General features: G+C 67.8%; 20 protein-coding genes. 5 read left to right on the forward strand and 15 right to left on the reverse strand.

Going from position 1 to position 21,333, the window contains the following annotated elements:
* Positions 1-20: 20 nt before the first annotated feature.
* From IAE24_RS14605 to IAE24_RS14615, 3 genes are all read right to left on the reverse strand, one after another.
* Positions 21-1,049 carry a Bug family tripartite tricarboxylate transporter substrate binding protein gene (locus IAE24_RS14605; protein ID WP_199961620.1) on the reverse strand — a complete coding sequence of 343 codons (1,029 nt, stop codon included), beginning with the start codon at positions 1,047-1,049 and terminating at the stop codon, positions 21-23.
* A gap of 65 nt (positions 1,050-1,114) precedes the next feature.
* A complete protein-coding gene (locus tag IAE24_RS14610; protein ID WP_013804170.1) occupies positions 1,115-2,131 on the reverse strand; it encodes a Bug family tripartite tricarboxylate transporter substrate binding protein in 1,017 nt (338 codons plus the stop codon).
* Between the two features lie 14 nt (positions 2,132-2,145).
* Positions 2,146-3,330, reverse strand: coding sequence for a M20 family metallopeptidase (locus tag IAE24_RS14615; protein ID WP_012203299.1), 1,185 nt, complete (start codon positions 3,328-3,330; stop codon positions 2,146-2,148).
* Positions 3,331-3,407: 77 nt separating this feature from the next.
* On the opposite strand from IAE24_RS14615, the gene IAE24_RS14620 reads away from it, so the two are divergent.
* Positions 3,408-4,355, forward strand: coding sequence for a MurR/RpiR family transcriptional regulator (locus IAE24_RS14620; protein WP_199961619.1), 948 nt, complete (start codon positions 3,408-3,410; stop codon positions 4,353-4,355).
* Here the strand turns inward: IAE24_RS14620 and IAE24_RS14625 are convergent.
* The 8 genes from IAE24_RS14625 to IAE24_RS14660 form a co-directional block, all read right to left on the reverse strand.
* On the reverse strand, positions 4,348-6,762 hold the full coding sequence (locus IAE24_RS14625) for a TonB-dependent siderophore receptor (RefSeq protein WP_199961618.1): 2,415 nt from the start codon (positions 6,760-6,762) through the stop codon (positions 4,348-4,350). The two genes, IAE24_RS14620 and IAE24_RS14625, sit on opposite strands and share 8 nt — an antisense overlap.
* Positions 6,763-7,122: 360 nt before the next feature.
* Positions 7,123-8,169, reverse strand: coding sequence for a FecR family protein (locus IAE24_RS14630; RefSeq protein ID WP_199961617.1), 1,047 nt, complete (start codon positions 8,167-8,169; stop codon positions 7,123-7,125).
* A complete protein-coding gene (locus tag IAE24_RS14635) occupies positions 8,166-8,786 on the reverse strand; it encodes an RNA polymerase sigma factor (RefSeq protein WP_199961616.1) in 621 nt (206 codons plus the stop codon). Before IAE24_RS14635 ends, IAE24_RS14630 begins: the two co-directional genes overlap by 4 nt.
* 179 nt (positions 8,787-8,965) lie before the next feature.
* Positions 8,966-9,703: an amino acid ABC transporter ATP-binding protein gene (locus tag IAE24_RS14640; protein ID WP_012203297.1), complete on the reverse strand. Its 738-nt coding sequence runs from the start codon at positions 9,701-9,703 to the stop codon at positions 8,966-8,968.
* A gap of 25 nt (positions 9,704-9,728) precedes the next feature.
* The gene (locus IAE24_RS14645; RefSeq protein ID WP_199961615.1) at positions 9,729-10,400 is read right to left on the reverse strand and encodes an amino acid ABC transporter permease; all 672 of its coding nucleotides are present in this window, start codon (positions 10,398-10,400) and stop codon (positions 9,729-9,731) included.
* A 1-nt stretch (position 10,401) separates the two neighbouring features.
* A complete protein-coding gene (locus tag IAE24_RS14650) occupies positions 10,402-11,154 on the reverse strand; it encodes an amino acid ABC transporter permease (RefSeq protein WP_043819928.1) in 753 nt (250 codons plus the stop codon).
* Between the two features lie 112 nt (positions 11,155-11,266).
* Entirely contained in the window at positions 11,267-12,166 is a 900-nt protein-coding gene (locus tag IAE24_RS14655; RefSeq protein ID WP_063327262.1) for a transporter substrate-binding domain-containing protein, read from the reverse strand.
* Between the two features lie 443 nt (positions 12,167-12,609).
* The gene (locus IAE24_RS14660; protein ID WP_170962088.1) at positions 12,610-13,545 is read right to left on the reverse strand and encodes a LysR substrate-binding domain-containing protein; all 936 of its coding nucleotides are present in this window, start codon (positions 13,543-13,545) and stop codon (positions 12,610-12,612) included.
* 206 nt (positions 13,546-13,751) lie between these two features.
* Here IAE24_RS14660 and IAE24_RS14665 point away from each other — a divergent pair, with 206 nt between their 5' ends.
* From IAE24_RS14665 to IAE24_RS14675, 3 genes are all read left to right on the forward strand, one after another.
* Positions 13,752-14,297 (forward strand): TRAP transporter small permease, encoded by a 546-nt coding sequence (locus IAE24_RS14665; protein ID WP_192367237.1) that lies wholly within the window; start codon positions 13,752-13,754, stop codon positions 14,295-14,297.
* Positions 14,294-15,592, forward strand: a complete 1,299-nt coding sequence (locus IAE24_RS14670) for a TRAP transporter large permease (RefSeq protein WP_043819923.1) — start codon at positions 14,294-14,296, stop codon at positions 15,590-15,592. Before IAE24_RS14665 ends, IAE24_RS14670 begins: the two co-directional genes overlap by 4 nt.
* A gap of 184 nt (positions 15,593-15,776) precedes the next feature.
* Positions 15,777-16,820: a DctP family TRAP transporter solute-binding subunit gene (locus IAE24_RS14675; RefSeq protein WP_141830327.1), complete on the forward strand. Its 1,044-nt coding sequence runs from the start codon at positions 15,777-15,779 to the stop codon at positions 16,818-16,820.
* Between the two features lie 157 nt (positions 16,821-16,977).
* Here IAE24_RS14675 and IAE24_RS14680 read toward each other — a convergent pair whose 3' ends face one another.
* On the reverse strand, positions 16,978-17,634 hold the full coding sequence (locus tag IAE24_RS14680; RefSeq protein WP_199961614.1) for a TetR/AcrR family transcriptional regulator: 657 nt from the start codon (positions 17,632-17,634) through the stop codon (positions 16,978-16,980).
* A 131-nt stretch (positions 17,635-17,765) separates the two neighbouring features.
* On the opposite strand from IAE24_RS14680, the gene IAE24_RS14685 reads away from it, so the two are divergent.
* Positions 17,766-18,191: a hypothetical protein gene (locus IAE24_RS14685; RefSeq protein WP_199961613.1), complete on the forward strand. Its 426-nt coding sequence runs from the start codon at positions 17,766-17,768 to the stop codon at positions 18,189-18,191.
* An 8-nt stretch (positions 18,192-18,199) separates the two neighbouring features.
* Here the strand turns inward: IAE24_RS14685 and IAE24_RS14690 are convergent, their stop codons facing one another.
* The 3 genes from IAE24_RS14690 to IAE24_RS14700 all read right to left on the reverse strand — a co-directional run bounded on the left by IAE24_RS14690 (position 18,200) and on the right by IAE24_RS14700 (position 21,324).
* Positions 18,200-19,147 (reverse strand): 2-hydroxyacid dehydrogenase, encoded by a 948-nt coding sequence (locus IAE24_RS14690; protein WP_012203287.1) that lies wholly within the window; start codon positions 19,145-19,147, stop codon positions 18,200-18,202.
* 106 nt (positions 19,148-19,253) lie between these two features.
* Positions 19,254-20,216, reverse strand: coding sequence for a PDR/VanB family oxidoreductase (locus IAE24_RS14695; RefSeq protein ID WP_199961612.1), 963 nt, complete (start codon positions 20,214-20,216; stop codon positions 19,254-19,256).
* Positions 20,217-20,250: 34 nt separating this feature from the next.
* Positions 20,251-21,324, reverse strand: a complete 1,074-nt coding sequence (locus tag IAE24_RS14700) for an aromatic ring-hydroxylating dioxygenase subunit alpha (RefSeq protein ID WP_199961611.1) — start codon at positions 21,322-21,324, stop codon at positions 20,251-20,253.
* Positions 21,325-21,333: the final 9 nt, after the last annotated feature.

Consider the following 21,333-nt stretch of genomic DNA (forward strand, 5'->3'; position numbering starts at 1 on the left):
AGGCCCTTGGCGGGCCAGACTCACTCGGCGACGATGCCCGTCCTGCGCACCACCTCGCCAAAGCGCTTCAGGCGCTCGGACATCATGGCCTCGAAAGCCGCGGGGCTCATTTCCTCGGGCGGGGTCACGCCCCGGTCCTGCAGGCTGGACACCATGGCCGGCGCCGTGGCGGCCTGGCGCACGGCCTTGAAGAGGGCCTGCACCACGGGCGCGGGCGTGCCGGCCGGCGCAGCCAGGCCGGTCCATGAGCTCATGTTCAGCTGCGGGTAGCCGACCTCGGCCAGCGTGGGCACATCGGGAATTTGTGCCACGCGCTGCTCGGATGCCACGGCCAGGGCGCGCACCTTGCCCGCCTGGATATGGGGCAGCATGGAGATGAGGTTGTCGAAGAACACCTGCACCTCGCCCGCCAGCACCGAGGTGACCAGCAGCGTGCCGCCACGGTAGGGAACATGGGTGATGTCCAGGCCCGCATCGGCCTTGAACATCTCCATGTTGAGCTGGCCCATGCTGCCCGTGCCGCCGCTGCCGTAGTTGAGCTGGCCAGGGTGCTTTTTGGCATAGGCGATGAACTCCGCGAAGCTGCGGATGGGCAGGCTCGCGGGCACGACCAGCACATTGGGCAGGCGGCCCAGGATGGCGATGTTCTCGAAATCCTTGATGGGGTCGTAGCCCACCTTGGGCTGGGTCAGCGGATTGGCCAGGTGGCTGCTCTGCGAGGACACGACCAGGGTGTAGCCGTCCGGCCTGGCGCGCGCCACGGCCAGCGCAGCCACCGAGCCGCCCGCGCCGGGCCGGTTCTCCACCACGATGGGCACGCCCAGGATGCGTGCCATGGGCTCGGCGTACTGGCGAGCCATGGCGTCCACCGAGCCACCGGCCGGAAACGGCACGATGAAGCTGATCTGGCGCGTGGGGTAGCCGGCGGCCTTGCCTTCGGCGGCCAGCGCCGCAAGCGGGGCCAGCACACCCAGGCCCAGCCCCGCGCCGAGCACGCGGCGGCGGGAAGGGTGGCTGGCAGCCTGGCGGGCGATAGGGGTCATGCTCATGTCTCCTCCTTATGGAAATACGTCGGCTGCGCCCGGCCATCCGGGGCGCCCTGGGGGCGCCCTGCTTACTCGGCCACGATATGGGCCTTGCGCACCACCTCGCCGAAGAGCTTCAGGCGCTCGGCCATCATCTTCTCGAAGGCGGCGGGGCTCATCTCCTCGGGCGCGACCACGCCGCGCTCCTTGAGGCTGGCCACCATGGCCGGCGCCGTGGCCGCCTGGCGGATGGCCTTGTACAGCGTCTGGACGATGGCGTCGGGCGTGCCCGCAGGCGCCGCAATGCCGGTCCAGGAACTCATGTTGAGCTGGGGATAGCCGACCTCGGCCATGGTGGGCACGTCGGGCAGCATGGGCAGGCGCTGCTCCGAGGCCACGACCAGGGCGCGCACCTTGCCCGACTGCACGTGGGGCAGCATGAAGACCAGGTTGTCGAGGATGAACTGCACCTCGTTGCCGATAGCGGCCGTGACCAGCGGCGAGCCGCCACGGTAGGGAATGTGCGTGGCAAAGATGCCCGTGGCGGCCTTGAGCATTTCCACATTGAGCTGGCCCATGCTGCCGATGCCGGCGCTGCCGTAGTTGACCTGGCCGGGGCGCTTTTTCACGTACTCGATGAACTCCTGGAAGTTCTTCACGGGCAGGCTGGAATGCACCATCAGCGCATTGGGCTGGCGGCCCAGGATGGCAATGTTCTCGAAGTCCTTGATGGGGTCGTAGCCCACCTTGGGCTGAGTCAGAGGATTGGCCAGGTGGCTGCTCTGCGAGGACACGACCAGGGTGTAGCCGTCCGGCTTGGCGCGCGACACGTACTGCGTGGCCACCGAGCCGCCCGCGCCGGGCCGGTTCTCCACCACGATGGGCACGCCCAGGATGCGCGACAGGGGCTCGGCGTACTGGCGGCCCATGATGTCCACCGAACCGCCGGGCGGAAACGGCACGACCAGCGTGATCGGGCGCGAGGGGTACTTGTCATCGGCGCGTGCGGCCAGCGGCGCCAGCGCGGACAGGCCCGCCAGGCCAAGGCCTGCGCCCAGCAGCTTGCGGCGGGTGTTCAGGGAGGGGTTCACGGACAGGTTTTTCATGGGTATCAGCGCAATCAGGGGTGATCAAAGATGGCGAGGGCCACGGCCTGCGCGCGCGGCACGAAGGTGGCCAGCTCGCAGTACTCGCGCTCGGTATGGGGATGGCCGCCCACGGGGCCGGTGGCGCACAGCGTGGGCACGCCCACCGAGGCGGTCAGGCCGCTGTCGGCCGCGCCGCCCGTGAACTCGCCCTGCACATCAAAGCCCAGCGACTGCGCGCCGCGCCGGTACAGCTGCAGCAACGCATCAGGCGTGGGCGCCATGGGCAGGGTGCGGCGCACGGCGGTGACGCGGCCCTGGGTGCGGGGCACGGATTCTTCCTCCACGATGGCGCGGATGCGCTCCATCAGCGCATCGGGATCGGTCTGGGCCGTGTAGCGCACATCGAGCTCGGCCTTGGCGTGGGGCGCCACCATGTTCGGCACGATGCCGCCCTGCAGCACGCCCACATTGGTGGTCGTGCCCGTGGCGGGATCGGTCAGCGCATGCAGGGCCAGCAGCTTGCGCGCCATGGCCTCCAGCGCGCTGGCGCCGGCCGCGTGGTTGATGCCCGCATGGGCGGCCACGCCCTGCACCTCGAACTCCACGGCCATCGATCCCTTGCGGCTGGTCACCAGGTTGCCGCTGACGCGGCCGGGCTCGGCATTGAAGACGGCGCGCGCGCCGCGCACCGTGTCCATGATGGTCTGGCGCGTGGCGGGCGAGCCGATTTCCTCATCGCACGAGAAGAACAGCTTGAGCGGCGCCTTCAGGCCGCCACAGCGCGCAAAGGCCTCGGCCACGAAGACGTTGAGCACCAGGCCCGACTTCATGTCGGCCACGCCGGGACCGTAGGCCCTGCCCTCTTCCACGCGGAAGGGGCGGCGCGCCACGGTGCCCGCCGGGAAGACGGTGTCCATGTGGCCCATCAGATAGATGGGCGCGCCCTCGGCCGGGCCGTCCCCGTCGGGACCGGCGACATCGGCATGCAGCAGCACGCCGTAGCCGGGCACGTCCTCGAAACGCACGGCCACGCCGGCCGCCTCCAGCCGCTCGCGCAGCGCCTGGGCCACGGCCAGGATGCCGGCTTCATCGCGGCTGCCGCTGTCGATATCGACAATCCTGTGCAACAGGTCTTGCATGGCCTGCTGCTGGCCGCCCAGCCAGTCCAGCAGTCTCGCGCGCTGCTGCACGCGGCTTTGTTCGAGGGTATCGTGCATGGTGGAATCTCCAGAGTGCATGCAGTGTTGCACGCGTCCCCCTATTTTGCAACACACGTTGCATATACAAGAAAAATATGAAATCACCATTGCAAAAAGCCGCACTGCTGCTGCCGCAGCGCCTGGCGCAGCAGGGCGCGGAGCTGACGGCCAGCGAGCTGACGCTGGCCCAGACCCTGGGCAGCAACTACCCGCATGCGCTGCTGGAGTCGGCCACGGCGCTGGCCGCGCACACGGGCACCAGCGCCTCGACCGTGGTGCGGCTGTTCGCCAAGCTCGGCTATGCCAGCTATGCCGAAGCCCAGCGCGAGGCGCGCGGCGAAGTGACGGCGCTGCTGCAGACGGCCGCCCAGCGCGCGCCCGTGCTGCTGGGCGCGCAGCGCAGCCTGAGCGAGTGCGTGGACGATGCGCTGCTGCACGACCAGCACAACATCCAGGCCACGCGCGAGGGGCTGGACATGGCGGCCTTCGAGGCCATGGCCCGCAAGCTGGCCCAGGGCGAGGGCCGCGTGTTCGTGCTGGCCCAGCTCAACAGCTCGCCGGTATCCGCCTGGCTGGCCCTGCACCTGAACATGTGCCGCCCCGGCGTGCAGGAGCTGGATGCCGGAGCCATCGCGCCGGCCGACCAGCTGCTGTGGATCGGCCCCTCGGACACGCTGCTGGCCTTCAGCGTCAGCCAGTATTCGCGCGGCACCTTCGAGATAGCGCAGCGCTTTGCCGACGCCGGCGCCCAGGTGCTGGCCATCACCGACAGCCCCGCCGCGCCGCTGGCCACCGTGGCCCACCACTGGCTGCAGGTGCGCACGGCCAATGCCTCGCCCTTTCACTCCTACACGGCGGCCTTCTACCTGTGCAACGCCCTGGTCTCGGCCGTGGCCCAGCTGCGCCACAAGGATGTGTCCGAGGCCCTGGCCCGGCGCGACGCGCTGTGGAAGGAGTTCAACCACCAGTTGATCAGGACGGCCGAGCCGCGCGGGCCGGCTCGCGCCGCGCGCAAGCCACCCGCGCGCAGGTCTTCTACATAGACCAGTAGTACTTGAAGCTCAGCGTGGCCTCGCGATCCACGCCGCGGAAGATGCCTGCGAAGTACTTGCGGTTGAACAGGTTGTTGATGTTCAGCGCGATGCGGTACTGCGGCGTCTCGTAGGCCAGCGCCAGGTCGGCCAGCGTGGCGGAGTCGTTGATGTTCAGCGTGCCGTCCGCTGCCACGTTGTAGGGAGAGCGACCCTTGTAGCGCAGGCCGCCGGCCACCATCAGGCCCGGCACCGCGCGCGGTCGGTAGTCCAGCCACAGGCTGGCCATGTGGCGTGTGGTCTGTATGGTCTGGCGGCCGATTTCGGCGGGCCGGTTGCTCTGCGTGGTGCGCGGGTCCAGGTAGGTGTAGCTGGCCAGCGCGTTCAGCTCGCGCGTGAGCGCGAAGCGGCCTTCCAGCTCCAGCCCCGTGGAGCGCACCTCGCCCGTCTGGATGCTGAAGCGCGGGTGGTCAGGGTCCAGCGTGGTGACGTTGGTCTGGCGCAGGTCGAAGACCGAGGCCGTGATCAGCGAGGTGCTTCCCGGAGGCTGGTACTTCACGCCCGCCTCGTACTGCTTGCCGCGCCGGGGCTCGAACGGATTGCCGTCGTACTGCAGGCCCGTGACCGGATCGAAGGAGGTCGCGTAGCTCGCATAGGGCGCCCAGCCGCTGTCGAACAGGTAGAGCAGGCCCGCGCTGCCGGTGGTGGCGCTGTCGCTCATGCGCGGCTGGGTGCTGCTGTTCTGCGTGGTGCGCGCCTGGTCATGGCGCAGGCTGAGATTGGCCACCCAGCGGTCCAACTTGAACTGGTTGAGCGTGTAGATGCCGGTCTGGCGCAGGTCCGTGCGGCTGTCCTCCAGCTCTGGATAGGCGATGGACTGGCCATAGGTGGGGTCGAGCATGTCCAGGTCGGGCACATCCCAGCCAAAGCCCAGGCCGCCGCGCTCCCTGTACTTCACATGGTCCATGCCGAAGGCCATCCGGTGCTGCAGCCCGCCCCATCGCAGGTCCTTGTGCAGGCGGGTGTCCAGCGCCAGCGTGCGGCCCTTGGTGCGCTGGGCCAGGCTGGCGCGCGAGACGCTTCGGCCGTCGGCCAGCACGTCCATGGCGTAGATGTGGCGGTAGTCGATGTCGATGGTGGAGTAGCGCAGGTTCTGCGTGAGCTGCCAGCCGCTGTCGGTCTGGTGCGAGAACTCGTAGCCCAGCGATCGCGTGTCGCGGTCGAAGCGGTCGAAGGACGGGTCGCCGGCCGTCAGGTGCGCGGGCAGGTCCTTGATCTGCGGGTAGGTGAACAGGCTGGGCCACCAGGACTTGGGCGTGCCGCGCTCGCGCGAGTAGCTGCCCAGCACGGTCAGGTGGGTGCGGCCGGAGAGGTTCCAGCGCAGCGAGGGCGCGATGGAGATGCGGTCATCGCGCGAGCCCACGGTGCGTCCGTCGCTGTCTCGCGCCTTGAGGTTGAGCCGGTACAGCAGGTCGCCCGAAGCATCCAGCGCGCCGCCCAGATCGGCCGTGGCCTGGGCGCGCTGGTAGCGGCCATAGGACAGGCCCACGCTGTTCACATGGTCGGCCTCGGGTTTCTTGGAGACCACGTTGATCACGCCGCCCGGCCGCCCTTGGCCAAAGAGCACGGAGGCCGGGCCCTTGATGACCTCGATGCTGTCCAGCTCGTCGATCTCGTCGTTCCACGAACCATAGGTGCCGGCGGAGAACTGCCGCAGGCCGTCCTTGTAGTAGGAGCTGCCATCGCTGAAACCCCGGATGATGGCGCCCGTCATGCGCAGGTCCGCGCCCGTGACTTCGGTGGACACGCCGGCCGTGTACGACAGGGCCTGCTCGATGCTCTTGGGCGCCTGGTTCTGCAACTGCTCCTGGGTGACGATGGAGATGGAGCGCGGCGTCTCGATCAGCGGCGTGTCCAGCTTGGTGCTGGCGCTCCTGCCGCTGTCCACGTAGCTGCCCGGCGCGGCCATGCGCTGCGAGGTCACGTTGACCGTGGACAGCATGGTGCCCGCCGACGCCTGCGGCGCAGGCTCAGGCGCAGGCGCCTTTCGCAGCGTGAACGTGCCCTGCTCGGTGCTGTGCGCGGTCACGCCGGTGCCGGCCAACAGCCGGTCCATGGCCTCCTGCGGCGTGAAGCTGCCTTGGAGGGCCGGCGCCTGGCGGCCGCCCAGCACGGCTTCGTCGTACAGCACCTGGAACTGGGTCTGGCGGCCAAAGGCGCGCAGCGCGTTGATCAGCGGCTGGGCCGGCTGGTCAAAGGCCAGCCGCTGTCCGGATGACGGCATCGGTGAAGAGGCGGCCGGCTGCTGAAGCTGTTGCGCACGGGCGGACGGCGCGGCGCCCATGCCGGCCACGGCACCGGCCACCAGCCACGCCAGCAGGCGCGGACTGGCCTGCGGGCCGGCGCCCTGCTCCTTCATGTTCCTGCGTCGGGCATGTGTGCCCCTGCCTGCGAATTCCCTGCCTGCTGCTTCTTGCGCTCTCATTGCCACTCCGTTGCTGTGCCGTTGCACGGGCACGCGACGGGCAGGCCGCAGGCAGCCGTCGCGGGCGATCAGGAACCGCGCCGGACAAGCCATGCCAGCCCACCCGCGCATGCGCGTCAGGTGTTGCGGCCGTTGGCTGGGGCGTGAGGGACGAGCGCCCTCGGTGGTCCTTGGCTGGCAGCCGTGCGGGCCTGGAAAATCCACGCCCCTGCCCCTATAGAAGCCAAAACCGGTGCAAAGCTGGAACCTGGGGTTGGCCATCAGTTTGAAACAAATTGTTTCTCAACCTTCGATTCATCCCCGCACGATCAGCCAACCTCCGCCGCTGCGCGGCTGCACGCGTACCGCAATCAAGGCCGGCAGCGCGCGCACAAAGCGCTCGGGCGCGGCCGTGGCCAGCAGGCCCGAGACACGCAGGCGGCCCAGCGACTCGTCGCCCAGCTCCACGGGCGCACCCAGATAGCGCGACAGCTCCTGCGCCACCTCCGCCAGCGGCGTGCCGCTGAAGCGTACCTGGCCCGTGCGCCAGTCGCCCACGCTGTCCGCATCGGCCACCACGGTGCTGTGCCGGCCGGCGCCGTCCACAGCCACGCCCGCGCCTGCCGCCAGCAGCAGGACATCGCCCCCAGCCCGGTCACGCTCGGGCCGCAGCTGCACCTTGCCCTCCAGCACCTTCACCACCAGCCGCGGCGGCCCGGCGCGCACATTGAACGCGGTGCCCACCACCCGGACGCGGCTGGCGCCGGAGTCCACGGTGAAGGGCCTGTCCGGGCCGGGCGTGACCTCGAAGAAGGCCTCGCCCCGATCCAGCACCACCTCGCGGCGGCGCGGGTAGTAGCGCACCTGGAGTTCGCTGTCCACGTTGAGGGCCACGCGCGAGCCATCGGGCAGCTCGATGCTCTGCGTCTGCCCGGGCGCCGTGCGGGCCTGCAGCGTATAGCCTGGCGTGTGGTCCCAGCGGTACCAGCCCCCCCAGGCCAGCAGCGAGACCACCGCCAGCACGGACAGGGCCGCCGCAGGGCGGCCGGGCCAGCGGGCAAGAACGCGCTGGCGCGGCGGCGCGGCCGCTGGTGCAGCGCAGACGGCAGGCTCGGCGGGCGGCACCGCTGCGCCAAACTCATCGGGAAACAGTTCCCTGAGCTGTGGTGCGCCATGCCAGTGGCGCGACATGCCTTCGAAGATGCTGCGGTGCAGCGGGTTGGCGCCCAGCCATGCGTCCAGCGCGCGCTCATCGGCGCCCGTCCAGTCCGGCTGCTGGCGGCGCACGAACCAGTCGGCCGCCCTGTCATGCAGCCCCACCAGCTCCTGCGGCGAAACGCCCGGGGGAAGTTCGTTGCTCATCGTGTGTTCTCTGCGGCGCCCGGCCGCTGCTCGTCTGCGCGCAGCAGGGCACGCATTTGCTCGGCGCTGGCGTAGCGTACGCGGATCTCGCAATAGGACAGTGCCCGGCTCAGGTGGCGCGAGACCATGCGCACGGTGATGTCCATGCGCTCGGCCGTCTGCTCCAGCGTCAGTTCCTGCACGCGGTGAAGCACGAAGGCCTGGCGCTGGCGCTCGGGCAGCTCGTTCAGGGCATCGCGCAGCCGGGCCAGGCGCTGGCGGCGCTCATCGTCCAGCGCATGATCGGCTCTGTCGCGGGCCGGCAGGGACTCGACCTCGTCGCGGCAATCCTCCACGGACACCAGCCGCACACCGGCCTGCTGCGGCGCCGTGCGGTGCGCGAAGGCCGCCACGCTGCGCACGACCTGATGCAGATAGGGCCGCTCTTCGTCCACAGGCAGGCGCTTGTCGGCCGACAGCATGCGCACGAAGACTTCCTGGGAGGCATCCTCGATATCGGCCGGGCTCTTGAAGTATCGCGCCAGCATGCGCTGCAGCGGCTTGCGCCAGCGGGTGTAGAGACTGCGGGAATGGCCACCGGGCTCTCCCGGGGCGTCGTCGCGCTTCATGGCAGGCATGGCACGGCGGACGTGGAAGTTGTCCGGCGGCGGGGTAATGGGGGCGGAATCTGGAGCACGATGCAAACAGCTGAGCCGGCGATTGTATCGAGAACGATTCTCATCATCAGCTCGCCTTGGCCACAAAAAAGGGCGCCGAAGCGCCCCTTGATCGCCGTGCCCGCAAGGGCCGCACCGGTTCAGTGCTGCAGGATCTTGTTGAGGAATTCCTTGGTCCGGGGCTGGCGCGCTTCGGGGTTGCCGAAGAATTCGTCCTTGGAGCAGTCCTCCAGGATCTTGCCGCCCACGTCCATGAAGATCACACGGCTGGCCACCTTGCGCGCAAAGCCCATTTCGTGGGTCACGCACATCATGGTCATGCCTTCGTTGGCCAGGCCAATCATCACGTCCAGCACTTCGCCGACCATTTCGGGGTCCAGCGCGGAGGTGGGTTCGTCGAACAGCATCACGATGGGGTCCATGGACAGCGCGCGCGCAATGGCCACGCGCTGCTGCTGGCCACCCGACAGCTGGCCCGGGAACTTGTCCTTGTGCGCCGTCAGGCCCACGCGGTCCAGCATCTTGAGGCCACGCTTCTTGGCATCGTCCGGGCTGCGACCCAGCACCTTGATCTGGGCGATGGTCAGGTTCTCGGTCACCGACAGGTGCGGGAACAGCTCGAAGTGCTGGAACACCATGCCCACGCGGCTGCGCAGCTGGGGCAGGTTGGTCTTGGGATCGTGCACAGCCACGCCGTCCACGAAGATCTCGCCCTTCTGGAAGGGCTCCAGCGCGTTGATGGTCTTGATCAGCGTGGACTTGCCCGAGCCCGAAGGGCCGCAGACCACCACGACCTCACCCTTCTGGATGTTGGTGGAGCAGTCGGTCAGCACCTGGAAGCTGCCGTACCACTTGGAAACGTTCTTGAGTTCAATCATTGCAATTCCTCAATGGGGTGCTGGCTCATCGAATGATGGCAATTTTCTTGTGCAGGCGCTTGACTGCCCACGAGAGCGAGTAGCACAGCAAGAAGTAGGTCACGCCAGCGGCCAGATAGGATTCGATGGGACGGCCATAGTTCTTGCCCGCCACTTCGAAGCCCTTGAGCATGTCGTAGGCACCGATGGCATAGACCAGCGAGGTGTCCTGGAACAGGATGATGGTCTGCGTGAGCAGCACCGGCAGCATGTTGCGGAACGCCTGGGGCAGGACCACGAGGCGCATGTTCTGGCCGTAGGTCATGCCCATGGCCTGGCCCGCGGAGACCTGGCCGCGCGGGATGGACTGGATGCCCGCGCGCATGATCTCGCTGAAGTAGGCCGCCTCGAAGGCGATGAAGGTGATGATGGCCGAGACCTCGGCGCCGATGGGCCGACCGATGATCAGCGGCATCAGCAGGAAGAACCACAGGATCACCATCACCAGCGGCACGGAGCGCATGCCGTTGACGTAGAGCGTGGCGGGCACATCAAGCCACTTCTTGCCGGACAGGCGCATCAGCGCCAGCACGGTACCGAAGAGCACACCGCCGATGGTGGCGATGACGGTCAGCGTCAGGCTGAAGTACAGGCCCTTCAGCACGAAGTTGCTGAACAGGTCCCAGGTGAAGAACGACCAGTCGATTTGCAGGTTCATGTCAGTGTCCTCCGCCGCTGGCAGCGATCAGGCCCGGGACGCGCGAACGCTTCTCGATGAAGGCCATGATGCGGTTGATGGCAAAGGCGGAAATCACATACAGACCGGTGACGGCCAGATAGATCTCGATGCCGCGCGAAGTCTCTTCCTGCGCCTGCATGGCGAACATGGTCAGCTCGGCCACGGACACGGCGAAGGCCACGGACGAGTTCTTGAACACGTTCATGGTCTCGCTGGTCAGCGGCGGGATGATGATGCGGAACGCCATGGGCAGCAGCACGTAGCGGTAGTACTGGAACGTGGTGAAACCCATCGCCATGCCCGCATAGCGCTGGCCGCGCGGCAGTGCCTGGATGCCCGAACGCACCTGCTCGGCGATACGCGCCGAGGTGAAGAAGCCCAGCGCCAGCACCACGAGCACGAAGCCCGGCAGCGACTTCAGCGCAGGAACAAAGGACGGAACCACGTGGTACCACATGAAGATGTGGACCAGCAGCGGAATATTGCGAAACAGCTCCACCCAGGCATTGCCCAGCCGCACGATCCACGGCCGGCCCTCCAAAGTGCGCAGCGTGCCGATCAGCGATCCGACGACCAGTGCGATCACCAGCGACAGCAGCGACACGGAAATGGTCCAGCCCCAGGCCGACAGCATCCAGTCCAGGTAGGTGATATCGCCGTTCTTGCCGAAGCAGCTTTGACCGACCTCTTGGGTAATGGTGTCCTGGCAGAACACCTGCCAATCCCAACTCATAGGAGCACCCCTTCATTCAAAACACGAAATGCGTGCCGGCAGAAAAACCGGCGACGCAACAAAAAACGCCCCTTCCAACCGCATGGCAGAAGGGGCGGCATTCAGCTGGTGCTTACTTGACTTCGTACGACTCCATGGGCTTGTCGTTGGGGTGGGCCCATGCGTCCTTGGTGGCGTCGGACAGTGGCAGGCCGACCTTCACGTTGGCCGGGGGAATCGGCTGCATGAACCACTTGTCATAGAGCTTGGCCAGCGAGCCGTCGGCGATCTGGCGCTTGATGGAATCGTCCACGGCCTTCTTGAAGGCGGGGTCGTCCTTGCGCAGCATGCAGGCGATGGGCTCGACCGACAGAGTTTCGCCGACGATCTTGTACTCGGCAGGTGCCTTGGACTTGGAGATGTTGGCGGCCAGGATGGAGCCGTCCATGATGAAGGCATCGGCACGGCCGGTTTCCAGCATCAGGAAGCTGTCGGCGTGGTCCTTGCCCATGACTTCCTTGAAGGTCAGGCCGTCGGCGCGCTTGTTCTTGCGCAGGGTCTGCACCGAGGTGGTGCCCGTCGTCGTGACGATGGTCTTGCCGTTCAGGTCCTTGATGCCGGTGATGCCGGAGTTGCCCTTGACGGCGATGCGCACTTCTTCCACGTAGGTGGTCACGGCGAAGGCCACATCCTTTTGGCGGGCCTGGCTGTTGGTGGTGGAGCCGCACTCGATGTCCACGGTGCCATTGGTCACCAGGGGGATGCGGTTTTGCGAGGTGACGGGCTGGTACTTGATGTCCAGCTTGGCCAGGCCCAGTTCCTTCTGGATGTCGGCCAGCACGCGCTCGCCCATCTCGGTGTGGAAGCCCACGTACTTGCCATTGCCCAGCGTGTAGCCCAGGCCGGAGGATTCACGCACGCCCAGCGTCACGGCGCCGGAGGACTTGATCTTGGCCAGGGTGTCACCAGCCTGCGCGAAAGCGCTGCCTGCAGCCAGGGCGGTCACGGCGATGGCCAACAAATGCTTCTTCATACGGGTCTCCTGAGATGAGAACGAAAACGGTCTTGATGAGAACGGTCGAGTCGCCTTGTGGGCTTGCTCGAACTATCAACGATGTGACACATATTGTGCAATCACGCACGGTGCTGGAGCACCGACACGTGCTAGGGCTTTCCAGCACGTCAGCCGGATTCAGGTAAGCAACTGCCGTGCCATGGCACGCGTTTTTTGCCCGATCCAGCGCACCGGCGGTCCTGCACACGGCGTGGTTGCTGTGCGCGCACTCTAATGCCAGGGCCGGTGGCACAGCCAATGCCGTTTGCAAAAGCCCTTATGCATGCTATGCATAATAGGTGTTTACCCTAGGCATAACCCGCGCACCAAGTCGGGCTCTTGCCGGGCACCCGCATGCACCAACGTGCAGCAAAAAGGGGCTGCGAGAGCCCCTTTTTTCCTGATGCGTGCCGTTTGGCGTGTCAGCCGATGGTCTCGCCCTGCTCCAGCAGGAAGTTCCACAGCGCGCCGGCCACGCCCTGGGGTGCGTCCTTGCTGGCGGGTTTTTCACGGTAGGCGCGCACTTCCATGTCCATGCGAAAACCGTTGTCGCCCGCAGGTGCGGCGCTGACCAGGCGCCCGGCCTCCAGCTCGTTGCGCACGGCGCTGAACGGCAAAAACGCGACGCCATGGCCTTCCAGCGCCATGGCCTTGAGGCCTTCGGCCATGTCGGTCTCGTAGACGCGTTCCAGGTGCACGGCCTCGGCCGCTTCCTTGAGGATGAGCTCCGTCACCCGGCCCAGGTAGGCGCCGGGCGCATAGCCCAGATAAGGCAGCGGCTGGCCCTGGCGGCCCGGCAGCTGGTGCAGCGGCAGGCCGTCGGCGTCGGGCTTGGCGTAGGGGGCGAGCACCTCATGGCCCAGGCTGACCATCTCGTAGCGCGCCGGGTCAAGCTGGAAGGGCTGGGACGGATGGAAGTAGGCGATCAGCAGGTCGCAGCCGCCTTCGACCAGGCGCATCACGGCGTCATGCACGTTGAGCGCGAACAGCCGGCTGCGGAACGGCCCGAACTTGGCCTGCACGCTGGAGACCCAGTTCGGGAAGAAAGTGAAGGCCAGCGTGTGCGGCACCGCAAACCCCACCATGCCCTTGCCCGCGCTGACGTGGGCACGCAGCATGGTGCGCGTGCTCTGCAGCGACTGCAGCATCTCCAGCGCCTGGTCATACATGGTCTTGCCGGCCGGCGTGAGCCGGGTCGGGTAGGAGCTGCGGTCCACAAGGTCGGTGCCGGCCCAGGCCTCCAGTGCCTGGATGCGGCGCGAGAACGCAGGTTGCGTCACGTGCCGCAGTTGGGCGGAGCGGCTGAAACTGCGTGTTTCAGCCAGGCTGACGAAATCTTCTAGCCATTTGGTTTCCATGGGCCTCATTATCCGCCGGGCCGTGACGGGTGCCTGACAGGGCAGGGATGGTCCCTCTGCCACACCGCATGGATGCGCACATAATGGCGCTGCGCCGCATTTACCCAATGTGACATTTTTTCCTCACGGCCCCCGGCACACGACGCCGAGGAAGCTCAGTGACTGCATCTGCCCCGCCATGTGTAATTTTCTGACTCCCCGCGTCCATGTCATCCCCTCCCACCGAAAACGGCGCCGCTGAGACGCCTTCGCAGCCGGACGAGCCGCGTTCGCTGCGCATCGAGGACTGGCTCACCGTGGTGATCATGGCCCTGCTGGCCCTGATCACCTTCGCCAATGTGCTGGTGCGCTACTTCACCTCCTCCTCCTTCGCCTGGACCGAGGAAATCTCGGTCTTCCTGATGATCCTGCTGGCCATGGTCGCGGGCTCGGCGGCCGTGGCGCGCAACGCCCATATCCGCATCGAGTACTTCGCCGAAGGCGGCAGCGCCCTGCGCAGGAAGCGCCTGGCGCGCTTCGGCACGCTGATGGTGGCCCTGCTGTTCGCCGTGATCGCCGCACTGAGCGTGCGCGTGGTCTGGGACGACTACCGGTTCGAGGAAACCTCGCCCGGCATCGGCGTGCCGCAGTGGTGGTATTCGATGTGGCTGCCGATTTGCTCGGCACTGATCACGCTGCGCGCGCTGCAGCTGTTCCAGCGCCAGGGCCGCCCTGGCGCCTTCGATGACAGCACCGGGGAGAAGGCGCAATGATCGCAACCCTGCTCTTCATCGCCTTCCTGGGCCTGATGTTCCTGGGCGTGCCGATCGGCGCGGCCCTGGGCCTGGCGGGCGCCGCCGCCATCGCGCTGGCCAGCCCCGACACGCAGTGGTTCGGCCTGCTGGCCGTGCCGCAGAACTTCTATGCGGGCCTGGGCAAGTACCCGCTGCTGGCGATTCCGATGTTCGTGCTCGTGGGCTCGATCTTCGACCGCTCTGGCGTGGCGCTGCGCCTGGTGAACTTCGCCGTGGCCATCGTCGGCCGCGGCCCCGGCATGCTGCCCCTGGTGGCGATTGCCGTGGCCATGTTCCTGGGCGGCATCTCGGGCTCGGGCCCGGCCAATGCCGCCGCCGTGGGCGGCGTGATGATCGCGGCCATGAGCCGCGCCGGCTATCCGGGCAGCTTCTCGGCCAGCGTGGTGGGCGCGGCCGCGGCCACCGACATCCTGATCCCGCCGTCCGTGGCCTTCATCATCTACTCGGTGCTGGTGCCCGGCGCCTCGGTGCCGGCGCTGTTTGCGGCCGGCATGATCCCCGGCATCCTGGCCGGCGTGGCGCTGATCATTCCCGCCGTGTGGATGTCACGCAAGCACAAGATGGGTGCGCTGGAATCATCCATGCCGCGCCCGCCGTTCTGGCGCAGCCTGCGCGAGGCCTCCTGGGGCCTGGCCGCTCCGGTGCTGATCCTGGGCGGCATGCGCGCCGGCTGGTTCACCCCCACCGAGGCCGCCGTGGTGGCCGTGTTCTACGGCCTGTTCGTGGGCATGGTGATCCACCGCACCATCACGCTGCGCGACCTCTACCCCATCCTGCGCGAGGCCGGCGAGCTGTCGGCCGTGATCCTGCTGGTGGTGTCGCTGGCCGGCATCTTCGCGTTCTCGCTGTCCACGCTGGGCGTGATCGATCCGGTGGCCAAGGCCATCGTGGACTCGGGCCTGGGCGAGTACGGCGTGATGGCGCTGCTGATCCTGCTGCTGATCACCGTGGGCATGTTCCTGGACGGCATCTCCATCTTCCTGATCTTCGTGCCGCTGCTGCTGCCGATCATGCAGCACTACAACTGGGACCCGGTGTGGTTCGGCGTCATCCTCACGCTCAAGGTGGCGCTGGGCCAGTTCACGCCGCCGCTGGCCGTGAACCTGATGGTGTCCTGCCGCATCGCGGGCGTGCGCATGGAGTCCACCGTGCGCTGGGTCGGCCCCATGCTGCTGGCCATGTTCCTGGTGATGATCGCCGTGATCGCCTTCCCGCAGCTGGCCCTGTGGCTGCCCGCCCGCCTGGGTTATTAAGCACCCCCTGAGCCGCTACGCGGCTTCCCCCTCTCTCGCTGCGCGGGAGGGGGACGACACCCTCGCTGCGGGGCGGCCCTTGCTAGGCGTCCCTGGCTTGGGACGCGCCAGTTGCATAGACTGGCAATCGCTTTCGGTGCCATTGACTTACAAATCATTCCAATTTCACAAGGAGACCTTCGCAATGAAACTTCGCAGCTTCCTCGCCAGCGGCCTGGCCGCAGCAGCGGCCCTGGCCCTGTCTTCTGCACCCCTGATGGCCCATGCCCAGGCCAAGTACAAGAGCGAGTACCGCATGTCGCTGGTGCTGGGCACGGCCTTTCCCTGGGGCAAGGGCGGCGAGATCTGGGCCAACAAGGTGCGCGAGCGCACCAACGGCCGCATCAACATCAAGCTCTACCCGGGCGTGTCCCTGATCCAGGGCGACCAGACGCGCGAATTCAGCGCGCTGCGCCAGGGCGTGATCGACATGGCCGTGGGCTCCACGCTGAACTGGTCGCCCCAGATCAAGGAGCTGAACCTGTTCGCCCTGCCCTTCCTCATGCCCGACTACGCCGCCGCCGACGCGCTCACGCATGGCGAGCCCGGCAAGCGCCTGTTCCAGCGCCTGGAAAAGGCCGGCGTGGTGCCGCTGGCCTGGGGCGAGAACGGCTACCGCGAGATCAGCAACTCCAAGCACGCCATCAAGACCCCTGCCGACCTCAAGGGCCTGAAGATCCGCGTCGTGGGCTCGCCGCTGTTCCTGGACACCTTCACCGCGCTGGGCGCCAACCCCACGCAGATGAGCTGGGCCGATGCCCAGCCCGCCATGGCCAGCGGCGCCGTGGACGGCCAGGAAAACCCCGTCTCGGTCTACATGGCCGCCAAGCTGCAGTCCGTGGGCCAGAAGCATCTGACGCTGTGGGGCTACATCAACGATCCGCTGATCTTCGTGGTCAACAAGGACATCTGGGCCACCTGGACCAAGGAAGATCAGGACATCGTGCGCCAGGCCGCCGTGGACGCCGCCAAGGAGCAGATCGTGATCGCGCGCAAGGGCATGATCGAGGCCGACAAGCCGCTGCTCAAGGACCTGGCCGCCAACGGCGTGACCGTGACCCAGCTCACGCCGGCCGAGCGCGAAGCCTTCGTCAAGGCCACGCGCCCCGTCTACGACAAGTGGAAGCAGCAGGTCGGCACCGACCTGGTGGATGTGGCGGAGAAAGCCATTGCCGCGCGAACTCGTTAGAATGCTATCGGTTGATCGCACACTCCGGTAGAAGCAAAAGGCCCCGCTCTGCGGGGCCTTTTTTTTCGCCATCCTGCTGCGCAGGAACAGCCCGGGCCTCCGGCACGCCATCAACGAACGCCATGCCCCATGATGGCCTCGGCGAATGGAACAGCCTCTATGAGGCAACAGCGCCGGCGCCCTGCACGCCACCCAGCAACATGTCTGTCCCCATCTCGCACAGCAGCTCCTCCAGTGCGCCCGAGGCAATCAGCGGCGAAGCCTCCAGCGAGGCGAAGCGCACGGTGCCCAGCACGGCCCGCGTGGCCACGTAAAGGCGCGCATAGGACAGCGAGGGGCCACCCCAGCGCTGCAGGTGGGCGGCCATGCGCTCGGCGGTCTCGCGCATGGACAGGGCAATGCGCTCATCGCCATCCTGGCGCCAGGCAAAGCGCGCCAGCTTGCGCCGCGCAGGCGTGCGGCCCGCAAAGCCCTCGACGATGCAGGCGACCACGCCGCGCGCCACGGCCTCGCGCGACAGGCCCTGCTCCGACGCCTGCTCCAGCCAGGCCTCGATGGCCGCGACGGCCGCACGGCGCTGGCCATCGACCATGGCGCGGAAGACGGCCTGCTTGTCGGGGAAGTACTGGTAGAGCGTGCCGATGGAGACGCCTGCGCGCTCGGCAATGCGGTTGGTGGTGAGCGCGGCTTCGCCCTCCTTGACCAGAATCTGAGCTGCTGCCTGAAGAATGGCCTGCAGCGTGCGCTGCGCACGGGCCTGTACGGGCTGTCTTCTTCTCTGGGATTCAGTGGTAGCGGAGGTATGGGAGGGCATGCGGCAAAACCTGAGCACAAGGCGAGTTTTCTGCCCGGAGTTTAAGCACTACAGTGGCCGGCCATTGCAGCAAATCCCAAGGAATACACCATGAAGAAACATCAGCACACCGGCGCGTGGGAAGCCCTGCCGTGAAGGGCTTGCAACTGCTGGCCCTGGCCGCCGCCCTGTTCGACACGGCGGCCGCGCTGGCCCACTTCGCCTGCATCGTCTGGGGGGGACGCGGGCTGCGGCTCATGGGTGCCGGCGAGCGCATGGCGCGCATGGCCGAGGCCGGGCACTGGTATCCGCCGCTGGTGTCGGCGGCCATCGGCGTGGTTCTGTCGCTGCTGGCGAGGTATGCGCTGGCAGGCGCGGGCCTGCTAGGACCCCTGCCCTTCATGCGCACGGTGCTGGCCGGGGCCGGCCTGGTGCTGGTGGCGCGGGCCGTGGCCTATCCGTGGCTGAAGCCGCGGTTCCCGGACAACAGCGACCGCTTCTGGCATGTGTCCTCGGCCATCTGCCTGGTCATGGGGCTGCTGCACCTGGCAGCAGCTGCCGGGATGGCACAGGGCTGAATCCGGCCTCAGGCCGTGACCGGCGAGACCAGCGGGCGGCCTTCCAGGTGGCAGCGCATGTTGGCGATGAAGCGGTCCACCGAGGCCTGCACGGCTTCGGGCGACCAGCCGCCCACATGGGGCGTGAGCACCACGGCGTCCAGGTCCAGCAGTTCGGCCGGGGGCGCGGGTTCGCTTTCGTAGACATCCAGGCCCGCGCCGGCAAGGCGGCCTTCGCGCACGGCGGCGGCCAGGGCGGCGGTATCGACCACGCTGCCGCGCGCGATATTGACCAGATGGCCCTGCGGGCCCAGCGCATCCAGCACCTGCGTGTTGATGAGGTGGCGCGTGCCCGGGCCGCCCGGCGTGGCGACCAGCAGCACATCGGCCCATTGCGCCAGGGACAGCAGATCGCCGAAGTAGCGGTGGGGCAGCTCGCTGCGCTGGCTGCGGTTGTGGTAGCCGATCTCCATCTCGAAGCCCAGCGCGCGCTGGGCGATCTTGGCGCCGATGGCGCCCATGCCGAGGATGCCCAGGCGCTTGTGCGAGACATTGGGCGGCAGCGGCATGGCGGTGCGCCAGACGCCGTCGCGCGTGGCGCGGTCCAGGCGCACCAGGCCGCGCACGGAGGCGATCAGCAGGCCCATGGCGTGGTCGGCCACGCAGTCGTCATTGGTGCCCGCGCCATTGCCCACGGCAATGCCATGGGCCTGCGCATGGGCGACATCGATGTTCTCGTAGCCCGCGCCCAGCGCGCAGACCAGCCGAAGCGCAGGCATGCGCTGCATCTGCGCGGCCGACAGGCCGATGGAGCCGATGGTCAGCACGGCCTGGATGCGTGCGCCGTGCTCGGCGAGAGCCGCCTCGCATTGGCTGGCGTCGGGCGCGTAGAGCAGGTCGAAGGAGGGAAAGGCCTGGGCCATCTGGCGCAGATGGCCTTCGGCGTTGAAGTTCAGGACAAGCAGGGCAGGTTGCATGGCGAAAGAGCGGCGCCCGCTGCCGCGGGGAAATCAGCGGCTTCAACGGGCTGTGGGCAAGGGAAAACCCATTGTCCACCCGCCAGCGGCCCTGCGCGGTGCCGCCCTACAGGTCCAGCACCAGCCGGGCGGATTTGGCGCGCGAGCAGCAGGGCAGGAACTGGTCGCAGGCGGCCTGTTCGTCCTCGGTCAGGTACATGTCGCGGTGCTCGGGCTCGCCCGAGAGCACACGCGTGAGGCAGGTGCCGCACACGCCCTGCTCGCACGAGGTCTGCACCTCCACGCCGATGCCGGCCAGCGCCTGGACGACGGTCTGCTCCGGCGCCACGCGCACCACCTGGCCGGTGCTTGCGATCTCGATCTCGAACCCGGCATCGCCCTCGCGCTGCACGGCCTCGCCCGCGAAGAACTCGTAGTGCAGGCTGTCCTCGCCCCAGCCCGACGTGCGTGCCATGCCCAGCGCCGCGTCCATGAAGCCGCGCGGGCCGCAGACATACAGGTGCAGGCCCGCCTGCGGGGCGCCGAGCAGCTGCGCCATGTCGAGCGCGCCCTCGCCATCCACATGCAGGTGCACGCGGTCGGCCCAGGGCACCGACTGCAGCAGGGCCGTGAAGGCCATGCGCTCGCGCGAACGCGCGCAGTAGTGCAGTTCGAAATCGGCACCCTCGCGCGCCAGCTGGCGCGCCATGGCCAGCACGGGCGTGATGCCTATGCCACCGGCCAGCAGCAGATGCCGCGCAGGCCCGCCCGCATGCAGCGCGAAGTGGTTGCGCGGCGCGCCGATGGCGATCTGCTGGCCTTCCTGCACCTGTTCGTGCACGGCGGCCGAACCGCCGCGCGAGGCGGCTTCGCGCAGCACGCCGACCACGTAGCGGCCCGTGTCCTGCGGGTCGTTGCACAGCGAGTACTGGCGCACCAGGCCGCCGGGCAGGTGCAGGTCGATGTGCGAGCCGGCCGTGAAGGCGGGCAGGCTCTGGCCGTCCAGCGGCACGAGTTCAAGGCTGCAGATGTCCTGCGCCTCGGCGCATTTGCGCGCGACGCGCACCTGGAGGATGGGGTTGGCTTGCATGGGAAAAACGTGGGAATGGAGGGGTTCGGAAAAATCAGGCCGCCGCCAGCGCACGGGCGCTGGCCTCGCGCAGCCGGTGGATGACGCGGCGCGCGCGGTTGGGGCCTGCGTCCACGTGTATGTCGATGACGGGGCGCGCGCCAAAGCGCTGCTGGTTGCGGAACTGGGCCTCGATGACGACCTTGTCCTCCTCGAAGGTGGCGGCCGTCTGGTCGATCACCAGGCGCGTGGTGTCCTGCATGTCCGGATGCGGGTTGGTGGCAATGGTCCAGAAGTAGTGGGCCGAATGCTCGGTCTCCGGCGTCACGCCGTGAAAGCCCCGCATGTGAAAGCCTTCGCGCTGCGGGTCGTCCAGCTGCCCGCTGCCTGCGTCCATGGCGCCGGTCCAGATGCGTACATGCGAGGGGTGGAACTCCACCTCCTGCCAGCGGTCGATGCGGCCCGCGAACGGCCAGGCCGCCGCATAGGTGGGCGGCGGGTCGGAGTCGGGCATCCAGCGCAGCACGGTGACGCTGTCGCCCTCCTGGCGGACCTTGAGCTCGGCATTCATGTGGACGCCGGCATTGCCGCCAATGGTCTTGAGGTGCACATAGCCCAGGTGGCTGAGGTCCAGCAGGTTGTCGTGGATGAGCTGGTAGGGCGCGTCGTAGTGGTAGACATCGCCGCCGAAGCGGTAGCGCGCATCGCCGTGCACGGGATAGGCGGGCGGCTCCTGCGCGGGCACGGAATCGGGCGCGGCGCCCATCCAGATCCAGAGGATCTGGTCACGCTCGCGCAGGTCGAAGGACTTGACGCAGGCCTTGGGCGGTATACGCTGCTGGCCCGGAATCTCCAGGCACTGCCCGGCGCGGTCGAACAGCAGGCCGTGGTAGCCGCAGCGCAGGCCGCGCGCCTCCACCGTGCCGCAGGACAGCGGCAGCTCGCGGTGGCAGCAGCGGTCTTCCAGCGCGGCGACGCTGCCATCGGGCGTGCGAAACAGCACGACGGGCCGGCCCAGCAGGGTGCGGGCCAGCGGCGCGTCCTGCAGCTCCCAGGCAAAGCCGGCGACATACCACTGGTCCAGCGGGAAGGCGGGCACGGGTGAGGGTGCGGTGGTGCATTCGGTCATGGGGTTCTC

The organism is Delftia sp. S65 (assembly GCF_016516495.1).
Taxonomy (GTDB): domain Bacteria; phylum Pseudomonadota; class Gammaproteobacteria; order Burkholderiales; family Burkholderiaceae_C; genus Comamonas; species Comamonas acidovorans.